At 50.3% G+C, this 17827-nt stretch carries 18 protein-coding genes; 3 read left to right on the top strand and 15 right to left on the bottom strand.

Annotated features, from left to right (window positions below; translation table 11 throughout):
• Nucleotides 1–4 precede the first annotated feature (4 nt).
• The 10 genes from W01_RS11955 to W01_RS11910 form a co-directional block, all read right to left on the bottom strand.
• Nucleotides 5–565, bottom strand: a complete 561-nt coding sequence (locus W01_RS11955) for a NifU family protein (RefSeq protein ID WP_173055004.1) — start codon at nt 563–565, stop codon at nt 5–7.
• Between the two features lie 169 nt (nt 566–734).
• Nucleotides 735–1217 carry a Fe-S cluster assembly sulfur transfer protein SufU gene (gene sufU, locus W01_RS11950; RefSeq protein WP_173055002.1) on the bottom strand — a complete coding sequence of 161 codons (483 nt, stop codon included), beginning with the start codon at nt 1215–1217 and terminating at the stop codon, nt 735–737.
• On the bottom strand, nt 1217–2476 hold the full coding sequence (locus W01_RS11945) for a cysteine desulfurase (protein WP_173055000.1): 1260 nt from the start codon (nt 2474–2476) through the stop codon (nt 1217–1219). The genes sufU and W01_RS11945 overlap by 1 nt, the downstream gene beginning before the upstream one ends.
• Nucleotides 2473–3780 carry a Fe-S cluster assembly protein SufD gene (gene sufD / locus W01_RS11940; protein WP_173054998.1) on the bottom strand — a complete coding sequence of 436 codons (1308 nt, stop codon included), beginning with the start codon at nt 3778–3780 and terminating at the stop codon, nt 2473–2475. Before sufD ends, W01_RS11945 begins: the two co-directional genes overlap by 4 nt.
• Entirely contained in the window at nt 3777–4571 is a 795-nt protein-coding gene (sufC, locus tag W01_RS11935) for a Fe-S cluster assembly ATPase SufC (RefSeq protein ID WP_173054996.1), read from the bottom strand. Before sufC ends, sufD begins: the two co-directional genes overlap by 4 nt.
• Entirely contained in the window at nt 4568–6004 is a 1437-nt protein-coding gene (gene sufB / locus W01_RS11930) for a Fe-S cluster assembly protein SufB (RefSeq protein WP_173054994.1), read from the bottom strand. The genes sufC and sufB overlap by 4 nt, the downstream gene beginning before the upstream one ends.
• Nucleotides 6005–6090: 86 nt before the next feature.
• Complete coding sequence (locus tag W01_RS11925; RefSeq protein ID WP_173054992.1) at nt 6091–6450, bottom strand: HesB/IscA family protein; 360 nt, start codon at nt 6448–6450, stop codon at nt 6091–6093.
• A gap of 90 nt (nt 6451–6540) precedes the next feature.
• Nucleotides 6541–7014: an Rrf2 family transcriptional regulator gene (locus W01_RS11920; RefSeq protein WP_173054990.1), complete on the bottom strand. Its 474-nt coding sequence runs from the start codon at nt 7012–7014 to the stop codon at nt 6541–6543.
• 170 nt (nt 7015–7184) lie between these two features.
• Complete coding sequence (cysE, locus tag W01_RS11915) at nt 7185–7913, bottom strand: serine O-acetyltransferase (RefSeq protein WP_173054988.1); 729 nt, start codon at nt 7911–7913, stop codon at nt 7185–7187.
• A gap of 14 nt (nt 7914–7927) precedes the next feature.
• Nucleotides 7928–8743, bottom strand: coding sequence for an RNA methyltransferase (locus tag W01_RS11910; RefSeq protein WP_242006956.1), 816 nt, complete (start codon nt 8741–8743; stop codon nt 7928–7930).
• 14 nt (nt 8744–8757) lie between these two features.
• On the opposite strand from W01_RS11910, the gene W01_RS11905 reads away from it, so the two are divergent.
• Entirely contained in the window at nt 8758–9564 is an 807-nt protein-coding gene (locus W01_RS11905) for an inositol monophosphatase family protein (protein ID WP_173054986.1), read from the top strand.
• Nucleotides 9565–9695: 131 nt separating this feature from the next.
• Here the strand turns inward: W01_RS11905 and mutS are convergent, their stop codons facing one another.
• Nucleotides 9696–12332 (bottom strand): DNA mismatch repair protein MutS, encoded by a 2637-nt coding sequence (mutS, locus tag W01_RS11900; RefSeq protein WP_242006955.1) that lies wholly within the window; start codon nt 12330–12332, stop codon nt 9696–9698.
• Nucleotides 12333–12651: 319 nt separating this feature from the next.
• A complete protein-coding gene (locus tag W01_RS11895) occupies nt 12652–14127 on the bottom strand; it encodes an aminotransferase-like domain-containing protein (protein ID WP_173054984.1) in 1476 nt (491 codons plus the stop codon).
• Between the two features lie 125 nt (nt 14128–14252).
• Here W01_RS11895 and W01_RS11890 point away from each other — a divergent pair, with 125 nt between their 5' ends.
• Nucleotides 14253–15044 (top strand): aldolase, encoded by a 792-nt coding sequence (locus W01_RS11890; protein ID WP_173054982.1) that lies wholly within the window; start codon nt 14253–14255, stop codon nt 15042–15044.
• Nucleotides 15041–15925: a dihydrodipicolinate synthase family protein gene (locus W01_RS11885; RefSeq protein ID WP_173054980.1), complete on the top strand. Its 885-nt coding sequence runs from the start codon at nt 15041–15043 to the stop codon at nt 15923–15925. Before W01_RS11890 ends, W01_RS11885 begins: the two co-directional genes overlap by 4 nt.
• Nucleotides 15926–16110: 185 nt before the next feature.
• On the opposite strand, the gene W01_RS11880 is transcribed toward W01_RS11885, so the two are convergent.
• From W01_RS11880 to W01_RS11875, 3 genes are read right to left on the bottom strand one after another with little or no spacing between them, the layout of a single operon-like run.
• Nucleotides 16111–16443, bottom strand: coding sequence for a helix-turn-helix domain-containing protein (locus W01_RS11880; protein ID WP_173054979.1), 333 nt, complete (start codon nt 16441–16443; stop codon nt 16111–16113).
• Between the two features lie 18 nt (nt 16444–16461).
• A complete protein-coding gene (locus W01_RS14745) occupies nt 16462–16581 on the bottom strand; it encodes a type II toxin-antitoxin system RelE/ParE family toxin (RefSeq protein WP_445082531.1) in 120 nt (39 codons plus the stop codon).
• A 20-nt stretch (nt 16582–16601) separates the two neighbouring features.
• Nucleotides 16602–17816, bottom strand: a complete 1215-nt coding sequence (locus tag W01_RS11875) for an FAD-dependent oxidoreductase (protein WP_173054977.1) — start codon at nt 17814–17816, stop codon at nt 16602–16604.
• Nucleotides 17817–17827: the final 11 nt, after the last annotated feature.

Genomic DNA, 17827 nt, shown 5'->3' with positions numbered 1-17827 from the left:
ACAACTACACAGACAGGACTTCTATGTCCGGTTCAATCGTTCGAAGTAGACTCGTGATACTGACGAGCGTGGCCGATGTCGAACTCGGACATGAACCGCAAGCGCCTTGGAGATGCACACTGAGAAAATTGCCCGAGAAACCGATTACATGCAGGTCTCCGCCGTCGCTACGCAGGTAGGGACGGATCTTTTCGTCAAGCATCGCGTTGATCTTATCGAAGCGAACCTGATCCTCGGGACTAAGACCGGCGATGGCAACGGCCGCCGCTGCAACCAGAGCTTCAGAAGATTCATCTGCTGCAGGCGCCTCGCGAAGTGGCACGGCAATTAAGCGCGCCAACTGAGGCCAATGGGCTTCACCATCCTGTGTGACCGTTAGACAGCTATCAACATAAAACACATTGGTCACATGCTCGATATCGAATAATGCGGAAGCGAGTTTATCGGATTTGGCCTCCTCGGCATTATCGTACGAATGTGATATCCCCCATGTTAGTGGCTCCTTGAGCATAAACTTCACTGCATTTGGGTTGGGCGTGTCTTCTATTTCAGCAATTTTTGGCATTTCTATTCCTACAAATTAAGGCCTCGTTTTTAACGCCTTTCACAATCCCATAAGCAATAGGTTTGCTATAAATAACCGCTTGTCCAAGCCTCCCTCTTTTGACTGTGCCGCTTGCAGCAGTTTTTGCATATCGCCATGTCTGCATATCTTCGCCGAGTAAGGATTGTTTTCAGGCATCACCGATCGGAGCGTGCATTGGATCTTCTTCCGCCTCAGTCGAGGTGGTTGCTACTGCGTTAAACGCGCCATGCAGCGTGTGCCAAGGCAGAATGGCGCATTTGACGCGTGTTGGCAAATCACTCACTCCAGCAAATACCGCAAGCCTGCCAATGTTAGGACAGGCGTCATGAGAGAGCTTACCAGTCGCCATAGCGAGAAACTCCTGGATCAGTGTTTCCGCCTCCGCACGCGTTTTGCCCTTGATAGCAGTCGTCATCATCGACGCAGATGCCTTGCAGATCGCGCAAGACTCACCCTCAAAGGCAATGTTGTCGATACGCTCACCGAGTACGATATCCACGGTGATGTGATCACCACACAGCGGATTGTGCCCTACCGCATGATGGCTCGGATGTTCAATCGTGCCGTAATTACGCGGTTTTTTGTTGTGGTCGAGGATCACCTCTTGATAGAGAGATTTATAGTTAGCCATTATGTAAATATCTTCTGTACGGTATGGATGCCGGCGATCAGTGCATCGACTTCATCCATGCTGTTGTAAAACGCAAACGATGCACGCGAAGTGGCTGGCACATGCAAGCGTTGCATAACGGGCTGTGCGCAATGATGTCCGGTACGCACAGCAATTCCTTCCTGATTGAGCAGTGTGCCGATGTCATGCGGATGCACACCGTCGACTGCAAAGGACAATACTGCAGCCTTGTGCTCGGCGGTGCCAATAATCCGTACGCCTGGCATAGAATTGATTTGCTCGGTTGCATACTCTAGCAGCGCGAGTTCATGCGCGGCTATTGCATCCATGCCGATCTCAGATAAGTAGTCAACTGCAGCGCCCAGCCCAATTGCCGCCGCAATGGGCGGAGTGCCCGCCTCGAATTTATGCGGAATTGTGTTGTAGATGGTTTTTTCGAACGCCACCGACAAAATCATGTCGCCACCGCCCTTGAATGGCTGCATGTTTTCTAGCAGCGCAGCACGACCGTAAAGAATGCCGATGCCGGTCGGTCCGCACAGCTTGTGGCCAGAAAATGCATAGAAATCGCAGTCAAGATCCTGCACGTCAACCTTCATGTGCGGGGCTGCCTGAGCACCATCAACCAGCACCGGTACTCCGCGCGCATGTGCAAACGCAATCATTTCCTTTACCGGGTTGATCGTGCCCAGCGCGTTCGAGACGTGCATCACGCCGACAAATTTGGTGCGCTCGTTAAAAAGTTTCTCGTATTCGTCTATGAGCAACTCACCGGCATCGTTAATCGGCACCACACGAATCTTCGCGCCCTTTTCTTCAGCCAGCATCTGCCATGGCACAATGTTCGAATGATGCTCAAGCGTGGTCAGGATGATTTCATCACCAGCTCCGATAAATTTGCGACCATAGCCATGCATCACCAGATTGATTGCATCGGTGGTGCCACTGGTGAAGATCACTTCGCGCTCTTCATTCGCATTAATGAAGCGCTGTAACTTGCGACGCGCCTCCTCAAATTCAGAGGTTGCAACCTCTGACAAGTGATGCACCGCGCGATTGATATTGGCGTGCTGCGTCGTCTGATAGCGCACCAAGCGATCGATCACTTGTTGAGGCATCTGGCTCGAGGCAGCGTTGTCGAGATATACCAGCGGCTTGTCATTGACCGTCAATTTAAGGATAGGGAAATCAGCGCGAATGCGTTCAACATCAAATGCGGACGGCGATCGAATTTTTAGTGCGGTCTGAATTACGCTCATGGCTGGATTGTGGTCTGTTCGAGTACGGTTTGTTCAAGCTGGCATTTGAGTGATGAGATAGGTATGCGTTCGATGATTTCGGCCCCGAATGCATAAGTGAGCATATTACGTGCCGCTGTCTCGGACAACCCGCGACTCTGCAAATAAAACACTTCCTCGTTGTCGAGCTGGCCGATGGTCGCGCCATGTGTGCACTTCACGTCATCGGCGAAAATTTCAAGTTGCGGCTTGGTATCAACGTGGGCTTTGCTGGTCAATAACAGGTTGCGACTGGACTGCCGGGAGTCAGTACGTTGTGCACCTTGACGCACCATAATTTTGCCGTTAAATACCGCATGCGCACTGCCGCCGACGATACATTTGTGCATCTGATGACTTACAGCGTGCGGCTTCACATGGTCGATGCAGGTATGGGTATCAGCCAACTGACGCCCTGAAATTAACGCCAACCCGTCAACCGTACATTCGGCCTCCTCGGCTAACTGTACATTCAGGTTATAACGTGAAATGCGTGCACCGAAGGCGACACTCACCGACTGATAATTACTAGCCCGTGCGAGTGATACCGCACAGTTTGCAATATGGAACGCCTTCACGCCTTCGCGCTGCACCCGGATATGGTTAACGCGCGCATTATCGACCAACGCGATTTCGGTCACTGCATTGGTGAAATAGGCATCTTCTTGCAATGAAACGTAATCCTCGATCACTGTCACTGCGCTACCGGACTCAGCCAGCAGCAAGCAACGCGGGTAGCTTACGACATCCTTTTGCGTCGCAATGAATAATAGATGCACCGGCACCGCGACTGAAATGTCACGTGGCACAACGATCAATGCCGCGTCATGCAGAAATGCAGTGTTAAGGGCAGCGAATACATTGTCGCGGAATTCTGTGAGACGGCCCAGATAGGGCTCGATTGCCGCTGCGTACGCACCAAATCCAGCTTCCAGATTGATCACCGCTACGCCATTGTCCGTGATACCACTCGACAGCTGAGGCGCATAGACACCATCGACAAACACCAGCCGAGTCGTCGCTTCTTCAATATAAAAGCGCTCTATGTCTGCGGGTTGGAGGCTAATGGTTGTGCGCACCGGATGGAATGACATCTTGGTGAGCAACGAAATATCGGTAAAACGCCATTCCTCGTCGCGCAGGGTGGGCACCGTCAGAGCACCGACCCGTTCGACCGCCTCCGCACGTAGCGCGTTGAGCCATGCCAACGGACTTACAGGCAAGTGCGGCTGTCCTGCCAGCAGACTTTCGAGGTACCCCGCATTGATTGTGCCGGGTGCGCTCATGCCGTCGCCCTCGTTGCAGCCTTGTGCTCAACCCCGACCCAGTCGTAGCCGCGCGTTTCGAGTTCGAATGCAAGTTCCTTACCGCCCGTTTTGATGATGCGGCCCGCTTCCATCACATGTACGTAATCGGGAACGATATAGTTCAACAGACGCTGATAGTGGGTTACCAGCACGATCGCATTATCTTTATTAGCAAGCTGGTTGACGCCATTGGCGACGATCCTGAGTGCGTCAATATCGAGGCCAGAATCAGTCTCATCTAGTATCGCCAGTCGTGGATCCAACATCGCCATTTGCAATATTTCGTTGCGCTTTTTTTCGCCACCGGAGAAGCCTTCGTTAACGCTACGCTCAAGAAAATCAGGACTCATTTCGAGTAATTTCATCTTCTCACGCACAAAATCATCAAACTCGAGCGGGTCAAGCTCTTCTTTGCCACGATGCGTCTGCACAGTATTATAAGTAAGGCGCAAGAATTGGCTATTGCCGACGCCGGGTATCTCAATCGGATATTGGAAAGCAAGAAACACACCAGCACGTGCACGCTCTTCGGGAGCAAGATCGAGCAAGTTCTGACCTTGGAACATCACCGTACCGCCTGTGACTTCATAAGCTGAATGACCTGCGAGTATCTTGGAGAAAGTACTCTTGCCCGAACCGTTTGGCCCCATAATGGCATGTATTTCGCCACTCCTCACCGTCAAGTCCAAGCCTTTTAAAATTTCGGTGCCATTTACGGTTGCGCATAGTCCGCGCACCTCGAGCAAAACCTTGCTATCTTGGTAAATCATCCGACACTCCCTTCTAGTTTGAAACTGAGCAGTGCGGTTGCTTCGACCGCAAACTCCATTGGTAATTGTTGAAATACGTCTTTACAGAAGCCATTAATAATCATTGATACTGCAGCCTCTGCGTTGATGCCACGCTGCGCGAAGTAGAACAACTGATCCTCACCAATCTTCGAAGTCGATGCCTCGTGTTCGACTTGGGAACTGTTGTTAGCTACTTGAATATAGGGAAAAGTGTGAGCACCGGACTGTTGACCAACCAACATCGAATCACATTGCGAATAATTGCGTGCACCCGTGGCGCTCGGCGCAATCTTGACCAATCCACGGTAACTATTGTTGGAATGGCCAGCCGAGATTCCTTTGCTGACTATGGTGCTGCGCGTATTTTTACCGATATGTATCATTTTGGTGCCTGTGTCAGCTTGCTGATAATGGTTGGTAACCGCAACGGAATAGAATTCACCAACCGAATTATCGCCAAGCAGCACACAGGAAGGATACTTCCAGGTGATAGCCGAGCCGGTTTCAACCTGGGTCCAAGAAATGCGCGAGTTAACGCCTTTGGCCAAACCGCGCTTGGTCACAAAGTTGTAAATACCACCAACGCCGTTTTCGTCACCCGCATACCAGTTTTGCACTGTTGAATATTTAATGTCGGCGTTATCGAGCGCTACAAGTTCGACTACCGCCGCGTGCAACTGGTTGCTGCTAAACGCAGGCGCGGTACAGCCTTCAAGGTAAGAGACTGAAGCTCCTTCCTCAGCAACGATCAACGTGCGCTCAAATTGACCTGATTCCTCAGTGTTGATGCGGAAATAGGTCGATAAATCCATCGGGCATTTAACCCCCTTGGGGATGTAACAGAACGAACCGTCGGTAAATACCGCCGAGTTGAGCGCGGCATAAAAGTTATCACTGGGCGGAATTACGGTACCAAGATACTTCTGCACTAGCTCGGGATGATCAAGCACCGCTTCCGACATGGGACAGAAAATAATGCCAACCTCGGCAAGTTTATCCTTATAAGTAGTCGCCACCGATACACTGTCAAAAATGACATCAACCGCAACACCAGCAAGCGCCATACGCTCATGTAACGGCACACCAAGCTTCTCGAACGTACGTAATAATTCAGGATCGACCTCATCCATGCTTTTCAATTTCGGCTTTTGCTTCGGCGCAGCATAGTAGCTGATCGCCTGAAAATCGATCTTCGGATAATGAACATTAGGCCACGCAGGCTCTTCCATCTTGAGCCAAGCTTCGTAGGATTTGAGCCGGAACTCAAGCAGCCACTCAGGTTCTTTTTTCTTGGCCGAAATCATCCGGATGGTATCTGTATTCAATCCCTTCGGCGCAACATCAGACTCGATGCTAGTGACGAAACCATGTTTATACGGCTGGTTGACGAGGTTTTGCAGCGTTGCACTCATTGTGTTACCTCCGAGAAATCATCAAGATCGAAGAAAAAAGCTTGCCATGGATTAACATGAGGCAATTAAACAGTTACACCTTACTACTATGAATTCTGAACTATGGATTTCGCGGCTTCACCTGTCAGGTTGAAGCTCTCGCCACAGCCGCACATGCTACCAACATTGGGATTATCAAATTTAAACATCTGCTTAAGCCCTTCGGTCACAAAATCTAAACGCGAGCCGTTAATGTAGGACAGCGTATTATCATTAAAGACAACCTTGGCGTTATGCGCTTCGAACATATGATCTTCCGCAAGCACTTCATCGGCATAGTCATAGGTGTAAGCATAGCCGGAGCAGCCCACTTTTTTGACACCGACGCGGAGAGCAAGGCCCTTCCCACGCTTTGCGAGTTGAGTTTTGATCTGTTTTGCTGCACTTTCAGTTAATGTAATCGCCATTATTTAACTCCTAATAGTAGCCGAATAGAACATCGAGCAAAGGCCAAGAAAAATCTCCAAGCCAATCTCCCTTATAATTTTAGATCTAGATCACATCGGAACAAGCGCTGGCTTAGCCATACTTTTGTTAATGCTTACCGTCTTAATTTCGGACTTGAGTTTAGTTGCACCGTCGACCAAATTCTGCAAGCTTACCCCTGCCATATAGCCATATAAAGCTTCGTTAAGCCCCATCCATAAATCATGTGTAATGCATTGTTTCTCGCCATGGCAATTAGCCTTTCCACCACACCGGGTAGCATCCACTGATTCATCCACTGCCACGACGATGTCGGCGACTGAAATTTGTGCGCTTGGTCGTGCTAGATAATACCCACCACCCGGGCCGCGTACTGCAACTACAATGTTGCGCTTACGCAATTTACCGAACAGCTGCTCAAGGTAAGACTGTGAAATTTTTTGGCGCTCACTAATACTGGACAGTGTTACCGGGCCGCATCCGCCATACAACGCCAGATCAGCCATTGCCATCACGGCAAAACGCCCTTTAGTGGTAAGCCGCATGATTTCTCCTCGAGTTTACATCGCACAAGATCAGCATTTTTATCTGTTATTCATGCCGACGTGAACTAGCTATTATGTTTTACAAATAACCGCATGATCATCACGCGAAATTTATGAAAGTCCTTAGTAGGAATAATAAAATACCCAACCAATTTAGTCAACTAATAACTTTAGTCAACAATTTTATTCAGGTAATTGGGATCAAACTTGTCGGCGGTGGCACGTTCTTCTTCGATGTTCACGCCCATTTTCTCCAGTTGCTCCAGGATAAGATTGATGCGTTTATCTACCACCATGCCGTGTCCTAGCAAGCCGTGGATAGCTTGAGCCAGCGGATCATTCTGGTCATTGCTGATGCCATAAGCATTGAAACCTGGCCTCTTTGAAGCCTCATCAAGGATGCGCGCCGGTATTCCGGCAGCCGTCGCTCCTGCCGGTACATTCTTCACCACCACAGCATTGGAGCCTATCTTGGCGCTATCACCGATGGTAATAGGGCCCAAGATTTTGGCACCGGCCCCAACCACGACACCATTACCTAGCGTGGGATGACGCTTTCCCTCTTTCCATGAAGTCCCGCCCAGCGTTACGCCGTGATACAAAGTACAATCATCACCAATCTCGGCAGTTTCACCGATCACCACACCCATGCCGTGATCAATGAAAAACCGCCGCCCAATAGTTGCCCCCGGATGGATCTCGATGCCGGTCAAAAAACGGCCCAAGTGAGACAAAAAGCGTGCCAGCCATTTCAGCTTTGCATACCATAACCAATGTGCCATGCGATGCACCAAGCGCGCATGGAATCCCGGGTAGCAGGTTATTACCTCAAACACACTGCGCGCCGCTGGATCGCGCGCGAATACGCTGTCTATATCTTCTTTGATAGATCGGAACATCAGGGCACCTAAATTTACTCACTCATTTTATTTTTGTTTTGGTCGTCGAGTTTTTGCTGCGTATTGTACTCAGTCGTGACAGTCAAAATACCCCGCAGAATATTCACTTCCTCAGGCTCCAGCCGCGCCCGTGCATACAAACGGCGCAATTTTTGCATCAGCTTGGTCGATTGCTTATCCTGTAAAAAACCAATTTCGGTAAGCGTGTCTTCCAAATGCCGGAAATATCTTTCTACCTGTTCCGCCGATGCCGGATTCAGTTCGGGCGGGGCATACTCTCCCTGCCCTGTAGCCAGACGCAACTCATAGCATATCAGTTGCACCGCAGCCGCCAGATTAAGTGACGTATAAGCCGGACTGGCAGGAATGCGCACTATAAAATGACAGCGCGCCAACTCATTATTGGTCAAACCGGACATTTCAGTACCAAACAGAAGCGCCACAGGTTGCTGCGTTGCCTGCTGCACCATTAATGGCATCGCAGCGCGCGGAGTAAGTACTTCTTGCGAAATGTAGCGTGCACGTGCCGACATTCCCGCCACCAGAACCACGCCTTGCAAAGCCTCATCCAGCGAACCACACACGACTGCGTTTTGCAGCACATCTGCCGCGCTGGCAGCCATCGCATCCGCTTGTTGATCCGGGAAACGTTGTGGATTAATCAAATACAAACTCTGCAGTCCCATGGTCTTCATTGCGCGTGCAGCCGCGCCAATATTGCCTGGGTGAGTGGTATGACTCAGTACCACACGTACATTATTTAAAATCTCTGGTTTATCCAAAGTGCAATTCACACTAAAATAAGCCATCGGAACAATCCGACTGCTCATTAAAAAGGTTCGTTATGCATCCCATGCTCACCATCGCGGTGAAAGCCGCTCGTCGCGCCGGCAATTTGATCCACCGTGCTGCCGATAATCTTGACCACTTAACGGTCACCAAAAAATCTCACTCCGATTATGTCAGTGAGGTGGATCGCGCAGCCGAACAAGCCATCATCACTACCTTGCTGGATGCCTACCCAAATCACGCAATTCTAGCAGAAGAGAGTGGTGCCCGAGGCGACTCGGAATATGTTTGGATCATCGATCCACTCGATGGCACCACTAACTTCTTGCACGGTTTTCAGCAATACGCCGTGTCCATCGCATTGCAGCACAATGGCGTATTGACCCAGGCAGTAATATATGACCCAACCAAGAACGACCTGTTCACCGCCACGCGTGGCAGCGGCGCTTATATTAATGACCGTCGTCTGCGTGTAAGCAAGCGCATCGAGCTGGCCGACTGCCTGATAGGCACCGGATTTCCTTACACCAAGTTTGAGCATCTGGATGCCTACATGAACATCTTGCGCGACATGATGCAAAAGACCTCTGGCCTGCGTCGACCCGGCTCTGCCGCACTTGATCTCGCCTACACGGCAGCGGGGCGCTATGATGGTTTCTTCGAAATTGGCCTTAAACCCTGGGATATCGCCGCGGGATGTTTGTTAATTACAGAAGCAGGCGGTTTAGTGGGCGACATGCAAGGTAACGATACCTTCCTCAAAAGCGGCAACCTTTGTGCAGGTAACTCCAAGGTATTCGCGCAGATGCTGCAAGTCATTGCTCCTCATCTGACGGAGGGGTTGAAATCAAGTAACTCATAAAATGGTTCTGGTACTAGCCGCAATAACTCGACTACAAGAATTGACGTAAACGTAAAGCGTACGAGATAGCTGGAATATCAGAGTAAATGATCTGCCAGCGGGAGGTCTACTTTGCGTTGCTGTAATCCGAGCTAAACCAACTTCTTCAACTGATACAATTTTTCCAGCGCCTCTTTTGGGCTAAGTTCATCAGGCGTGATATCACGCAACGAGGTCAACGCCGGATGTTCCGGCAATTCGGGCAAGTCCGGCACGGCGCTGAACAAATCACCCTGCGGATTTTGTGCCGCGCTATTCTGTTCCAGTGTCTGCAATTGCTTCCGCGCAATTTTAATAACGCTCCTCGGCACACCCGCAAGCGCAGCGACCTGTAAGCCATAGCTCTGGCTCGCCGCGCCTTCACTCACGCTGTGCAAAAATACGATGCTGTGCTTGTGTTCAATAGCAGCGAGATGAACATTGGCAAGCTGAGCATACTCATCGGCAAGCCGGGTCAATTCGAAGTAATGGGTGGCGAACAGAGTGTGGCTACAATTCTCTTCCAGCAAATGACGGGCGATGGCATAGGCCAGCGCCAAGCCATCGAAAGTGGAAGTGCCGCGTCCGATTTCATCTACGAGAACTAAACTATTCTCGGTCGCGTTGTGCAGGATGTTGGCCGCTTCCGTCATTTCTACCATGAAGGTGGAACGACCACTGGCGAGATCATCCGAAGCACCGATGCGCGTAAAAATCTGGTCAATCTCGCCCAGCACGACTTCATCTGCCGGAACGAAGCAGCCGCAATGCGCGAGCAATGTAATCAACGCGACTTGGCGCATATAGGTAGATTTACCGCCCATATTGGGGCCAGTGATAAGCAGCATCTTGCGCGCGCTGTGCAGTTGGGTATCGTTGGCGATAAATTGCTCCACCTGGGCTTCCACCACCGGATGACGACCGCCACGGATGTGCAATACGGATTCTGCGCTGAATGTTGGCGCGCTGAAATTCAATGCTGAGGCTCGTTCAGCGAAGGTAGCAAGCACATCCAGCTCGGCAATGGCAGCGGCAATACGTTGCAGTGGCGCAATATATGGCACAAGCTGATCCAGTAATTGTTCGTAGAGTAGTTTCTCGCGAGCCAGCGCACGGTCATTAGCAGACAGCGCTTTGTCCTCGAAGGCTTTCAGTTCCGGTGTGATATAGCGCTCAGCATTTTTCAAGGTCTGGCGACGGCGGTAATCGTCCGGCACCTTGATGGACTGCACAAGCGACACCTCGATATAAAATCCATGCACACGGTTGTATTCGACTTTCAGGGTGGCAATGCCGCTGCGCGCCCGTTCGCGTGCTTCCAGCTGCAACAGAAATTCGCCACAATTGGTCTGGATGCCACGCAGCTCATCGAGATCCGCATCATAACCATCGGCGATAACACCGCCTTCGCGCAGCATGCTGGATGGCTCCGCGCGCAGCGTACGTTGGAGCAACGCGATTAGTTCGGCATCCGGCTGCAAGGCTATGGCCAGATCGCCTATCAGTTTCGAAGCATGGGTGCTTATTAATACTGCATGCAATTGCGGTAGTTGCGTGAGCGTGTCACGCAAGCCGGATAAGTCGCGCGGACGTGCGCTACGTAGAGCGATGCGCGCAGTAATGCGTTCTACATCTACACAGGGTTTAAGTTGTTCATGAACAGTTTGATAAAGCGCCTGCCTGCTGCTGAAGCTCTGCTCCCCCTGCCCCACTTGCGGAAAAGCAGATGCCTGCAATTTGTCAACTGCATCCAGCCGTGCACGCAGAGTGATGCGTTCGCGTAGCGGATGATGAAGCCAGTGGTTAAGCAAACGGCTGCCCATATTACTGGCGCAGGTATCCAGCAAGGAAAGCAGGGTGGGAGCAGGCTCGCCGCGCAAGGTCTGGGTGATTTCCAGATTGCGCCGAGTGGCGGCATCCATACGCACGAAATCCTCGGCGGCATAGACTTGAATGGCGTGCACATGGCTGATACCTTGCCCTTGTGTCAACTTGGCATAACCGAGCAGCGCGCCCGCCGCCTCCAAACCAAGCGTGAAATTATCACAGCCGAAACCACTCAGGTCGTGCGTGGCAAACTGTTGGCACAGCGTGCGCCGAGCGGTTTCCAGATCAAAATTCCAAACAGGCAATGTCTTGATGGCTGCTTTGTTTAGTGTTGGCTGAATGGCATTTTCGGCAAGCAGGATTTCTGAAATCTGCAAACGCTCCAGTTCCGCTGACAAATTGTCCGCATCGGTTTCACTGACGAAAAATTTGCCTGAAGCCAGATTCATCCAAGCCAGCCCCACCTTGCCGGAGCGTTCATGCAGCGCCAGCAACAGGCTGTCTTTCTTTTCATCCAACAGGGCGGAATCGGTGAGTGTGCCAGGTGTGACGATACGCATCACCTTGCGCTCTACCGGCCCCTTGCTGGCGGCGGGATCGCCGATCTGTTCACATATGGCGATCGATTCCCCCAGTTTTACCAGCCGCGCCAAATATTGTTCGGCGGCATGGTAAGGCACGCCCGCCATTTTGATCGGCTGGCCATTGGATGCGCCGCGCTGAGTGAGCGTAATATCGAGCAGCTTGGCAGCGCGAACTGCATCCTCATGGAATAGCTCGTAAAAATCTCCCATGCGGTAGAAAAGCAGCATGTCGGGATACGCTGCCTTGATGCGCAGGTATTGTTGCATCATGGGGGTGTGCTTCGAGCCATCTACGCTGCCTGGCAACGATTTATCAGTTTGTTCTTGTTCTATTTTCATTCAATTATTTATCGACTTCTTGCAGTCCTGTTGTTTTTTCATATGTTTTAGCAAAGGCCGTTCTTGCAAGGGTTCACCTTTGAGATAGCAGCAGCCTCCGGAGTAAAGATTGGGCGCAATAAAATTTACCTCATCCGACGCAAGGTCCATGGCAAATCGGACATGCCCACAGTTGGCAATTTTGCCATTTCAATGATATCAAGAACGCGTTGGGAATACGTATTTGGCAGGCAATATATGGTGAGAGAAAACTACTCGATGGCCAATATTGACTCGAATAACTATCATAGAGTTCGTAGGGCATTAGCTGATACTGCGGTTAATTCGTTGGGCTAATTTTCGACAACATTTTTGCGAGTTGCTCTATTGATGCGGTTATTTCCTTTTTTTCCAGGGCGCCAAAGCCAAACCGGATATGAGTTAAATTATTTTTCTCAGTATTGAATAGCTTATTAAAATGGAAGTCTGGGTGGCTGAATCGATCAGCACTTTTATCGTGCGTTATTTTCTGTAAATCAATCCATAATGCCATTCCTCCCGCTGGTTTTTCAATAACAATGTCGTCGCCAAATACACGGTAAAATTCGCACATAGCAAAATCACGCCGTAACTGATAATTCCTGCGCATTTTTCGAATATGCCTTTTCACGTCACCTGATTCCATCAGGTAAGATACGGCCAGCTCTGTGATCGTGTTTCCCTGTCGATCAATTAACAGGATCTCTTTAGCGACCAAATCGATAAAGCGTTTATTGGCAGCGATATAACCGAGCCGAAGTGCTGGTGAAAAAACCTTAGACATGGAGCCAATATGGACGACATTATCGGCTCCATTCAGGCTCGATAGCGGAGGGATGGGCCTGGTCTCATAGTGAAACTCATGGTCGTAATCATCCTCAAGAATCCAGAACCGGTATTCATTAGACAGGGCCAATAGCATCAGTCGCCGTTCCATACTCATGGAAACCGTGGTGGGATATTGGTGATGTGGCGTAGTGTAAACAGCCGCAACTTTGTGTTGCTGGATAATGGCTCGTAAAGCATCAGTATTTAAACCGTAAAGATCCAAACCGCATCTCACTACCTGAAAACCATTCGACTCAAATGCAGCTACAGCTGGCGGGTAGCTAAGTTCTTCACAAACAATTACGCCATCTTGAGGGTTTAGTACTCTCGATGCCAGGTAAATACCCATCTGACTTCCGCGAACCACGCAAATCTCTTCCAGGCTTGGGTTCATGAAACGATCCATCGCTAGCATATCCATGATTGAGCGGCGAAGGCTTTCAACTCCGCGTGGGTCTCCATAGCCCAGCTCCCCTTTTCGTGTTGATTGGATAATGGCGCGGCGATAGGCTTTTGAAAGCAATTCGTGGGGAATAAGTCGCGGGTCGGGCACACCGTCGTTGGCACCGATACCATTATGATTTTCAGTGAGCGAACTTCGATAGAGTTCAGATACCAGGCTTCCGGAGAGATAAGTACCCTTATCGATATTGAGTAGTTTTCGATTTCCATCAGTCAAGCCTTGCTCCGGCAAGACATCGGCTACAAATGTCCCGCGTCTGGGGCTGGCAAAAAGCCAGCCTTGAGACTCCAGTTCCTCGTAAGCGAGCTGCACAGTCTTCCTGTTTACCCCCAGTCGTTGGGCCATTGAACGAGACCCGGGCATTGCCATTCCCGACTTGAGTCGACCTGTTTGTATATCGTTGGTGAGCTGATTAACGAATTTTGCATGAAATGAACTCTCTTTACGGTCTTCTAGCCAGACATTAATTTCCCAAGGTTGCCTCATGTAACGCTCATGTATTTGTTAAACATCTGGACCATTAAAAAAATTTAAACTGGATGATTTGCATGGTCCAATATTTTCTTATTATGCCTACACCTCGTCAAACGGGCAAATAGAGGAGAAAAGTAATGAAGACAGAAAATTTGAGCAAACAAGAGCTCATGCAAACAGCACAAGATCGCATGAAGGATTTATTTAAGGATAGCGATCTAAGTGATAAGCAAAAATTGGCATTAACCTGCCGAATTCTTTATGACAAAGGCCACGACTCGGGTTTGGCAGGACAAATCAGTTGCCGAGGAGCAAACAGAAATACGTTTATTACACAACGTTTAGGTTTGGGTTTTGATGAGATAACAGCCAATAACCTGTTAACTGTTGATCAAGATTTACAGCCGCTCGACGGAGAAGGGATGGCTAACCCGGCTAATCGTTTCCACACCTGGGTGTATAAAGAGCGTCCCGATGTGAATTGCATTGTTCACACGCACCCTACCCATATTGCGGCACTGTCGATGCTGGAAGTCCCGTTAATAGTGTCTCATATGGATACTACAGGTCTCTACGAAGATTGTGCATTTCTCAAAGATTGGCCAGGTGTTCCTGTTGGCAATGAAGAAGGAATCACTATCTCCAAAGCGCTGGGTAACAAACGGTCCATATTACTGGCACATCACGGTCAACTCGTCGTGGGCGAGACGATTGAGGAGGCCTGCAATCTAGCCATATTGATTGAACGCGCTGCAAAACTGCAATTACTGGCCATGTCGGCGGGTGACATCAAACCATTATCACCGGAGGTAGCCAGAGAAGCTCATGACTGGGTTTCGACGGATAGACGCAACAAAGTTAATTTCGCCTACTACGCAAGACAGGCACTAAAAACCCACCCCGACTGTATCGAAGGAGCTTACTCATGAAACTGACAGGCATTATTGCATACCCCATTACCCCTTTTAACGCTTGTGGAGAGCGCATCGACTTCGCTGTTTTAGCTAGCTGCCTGGAACAATTGATCAATGCTGGCAGCGATGCAATCGCCCCTTTGGGGAGCACTGGCGAGAGCGCTTACCTCAACCAGGAGGAATGGGAAAAGGTTGCAGCCTTTACTGTAGACGCTGTGTCTAAACGTGTTCCCGTGATTGTCGGTATTTCAGAGATCACCACATCGCAGGCAGTGAAAAAGGCAAAGTATGCCGAGTCTATTGGTGCTGATGCGGTGATGGTGATACCTGTGTCTTATTGGAAACTTACTGATCAGGAAATTTTTGATTATTACCAGGAAATTTCAAATGGTATTTCAATACCTATTATGGTTTACAACAATCCGGCGACTGGTGGTGTCGATATATCACCTGAGCTGCTGGTAAAAATGTTTAATGAGATAGACAACGTAGCCATGGTGAAGGAAAGCACAGGTGATATTCAGCGTATGCACAAATTGTTTGAACTGAGCAACGGTGATTTGCCTTTCTTTAACGGAAGTAACCCGCTTGCGCTGGAAGCACTTTGTGCGGGTGCCAGTGGTTGGTGTACGGCAGCTCCCAACCTGTTAGATCGGCAACCTAAAAATCTTTATGAGAGTGTTGCCAAGGGAAACCTTGCAGCTGCTCAAACTATTTTTTATCAACAGCTACCCATGTTGCGATTTATTGTTTCTGGCAACATCCCTCGGGCAATCAAGGCTGGCTTAAAACTAAAAGGCATTGATGCAGGCGTGCCACGTAAACCATTGCACGGCTCACAACCTGAGGAAGTAGCATTGCTACAGTCTTTGATGACAAAAGCCCGGTTGGGCTGAATGAAATGAAGCCCAACCTCTCACTCACGCTTGGCCTAATGGCAGGCACGAAAGTGTTTGTTTTTCAGTCGTAGCGAGCGAATCAAAGGGGCCAGGTTTGCATTGTTTTCCAGAAGCACTGGGGGGCTCACAGACTGCCCCCCATTTTTCAGGCTGCTATCGCCACGCAACACCCAACATCGGCATCAACCAATGGTCAGCTTGACCGGTTTGCCGACGCGACTGAGCATTTCCACCAGCGTATCTATAGTGAACTTGGTCGTTTTCTTGTTCACCACGTCGGGCACGCGCGGGCGCGAGACCATCAGAGTCTCGGCGGCCTCGGCCTGCTTCAAGTGATGTTCCGCAATCCAGGTAGACAGCTCTTCCATCAATTGCTGTTTCAGTAGCCGCGTGTCATTGAACTGTTTGCGGGACGCAGCCTGCAGGCGCTTGGCCTCATCCGGCGCAAAACCCAGTTCCAAGAAGAGGTTCGCACCCGGCTTTGTCACATGGCGAATTTCGGTGTCAATCGTCATTACTTTGCCTTTCTCGAGTTAACCACGGCGCGATAACGCGCCTCGGCAATAGCTTTGTCCCGCTTGCTGGTCACCCTGGGCCTTCTTCTGGAAGCAATGCAGGACGTAGATGGCTTCCTCGAATTTGGCGATGTACATTATTGCCAGCCTCAGTGAGGCTAATTTTTTGGCATATCCACATGTTCTGGACGAAATCCGATTCCAATCAATCGGGCGGGAATCCGACGCAGAAATGGGAACCGTGCCAAGAGTCGGATAAAAATCGGTGGTAAGAGCGGGCCCTCACCATGCAACACGCGACTGATGACGCGGTTTTGGATGGCGAGTTGCATCCTTTGCGTCATACGTGTCGGCCACTCGCGTCGTTGCTGGACTCGGCGCAGATCTTCGGTGGTCAATTTGTTCGCACGTAACGGTGCAGCCAGCAAATTCGCTGCGGCGATCGCATCCTGGATCGCAAGATTGATACCGACGCCACCGACCGGAGACATTGCGTGCGCTGCATCACCGAGACAAAGAAGGCCCGGACGATACCACTGACGCAATCGATCGACCTGAACGGTGAGCAATTTTATCTCTTCCCAATCTTGGAGTTCGTCGACACGGTCGGCCATAAATGGTGCAAGCTGGACGAGGTCGCCGCGGAACGCGGACAGCCCTCGCTCCCGAATCTGCGCATGTGAGCCTTTCGGGATTACAAAGCCGCACTGCCAGTAATCGCCTCGGCTCAGCATGATGAATATCCGACCGGCATCGAAACGGCCAATAGGATATTCTGAATCGTCGGGCCGTCGTGAAAGCCGGAACCATAACACGTCCATGGGTGCGCCTAAATCCTCAACCTGCAAGCCAGCCTGTGCGCGGACAACTGAATGTCGACCATCTGCTCCCACAACCAGGCTCGCGCGCACCGTTAATGGCTCATCTGGACTCATCACCTGAACGCCAGCGATATGCCCCGCTTCCTCAATGAGCCCAATCACTTCAGAGTGCATCCGCAACCTGAATGTTGGGTAGCGAGCTGCGCGATTGGCGAGGAAATTCAGGAAATCCCACTGCGGCATAAAGGCGATAAAACGGCACTGGGTTTGCAGATGGGTGAAATCCGCTATCGTCAGCTTCAAATTTCCAAACTGACCATTGATCTGCGGCGCTTTCTGGTGTGGCAATTTCAGGAGGTCTTCGAGTAATCCCAGTTCATGCATAACTTCCAGCGTCGAGGGATGAATCGTGTCTCCCCGAAAGTCCCTTAGAAAGTCCGCATGCTTTTCTAAAACCAATACTTCAACGCCCGCACGAGCCAATAGCAGACCCAGCATCATGCCCGCCGGGCCACCGCCCGCAATGCAACATTGTACTGTTACCGTATTCATATCCGTCCTTA

The sequence above is a fragment of the Candidatus Nitrotoga sp. AM1P genome (assembly GCF_013168275.1).
Lineage (GTDB): Bacteria > Pseudomonadota > Gammaproteobacteria > Burkholderiales > Gallionellaceae > Nitrotoga.
Note: the sequence above shows the minus strand (reverse complement) of the source record. Positions and strands in the feature narration are given on the sequence as shown.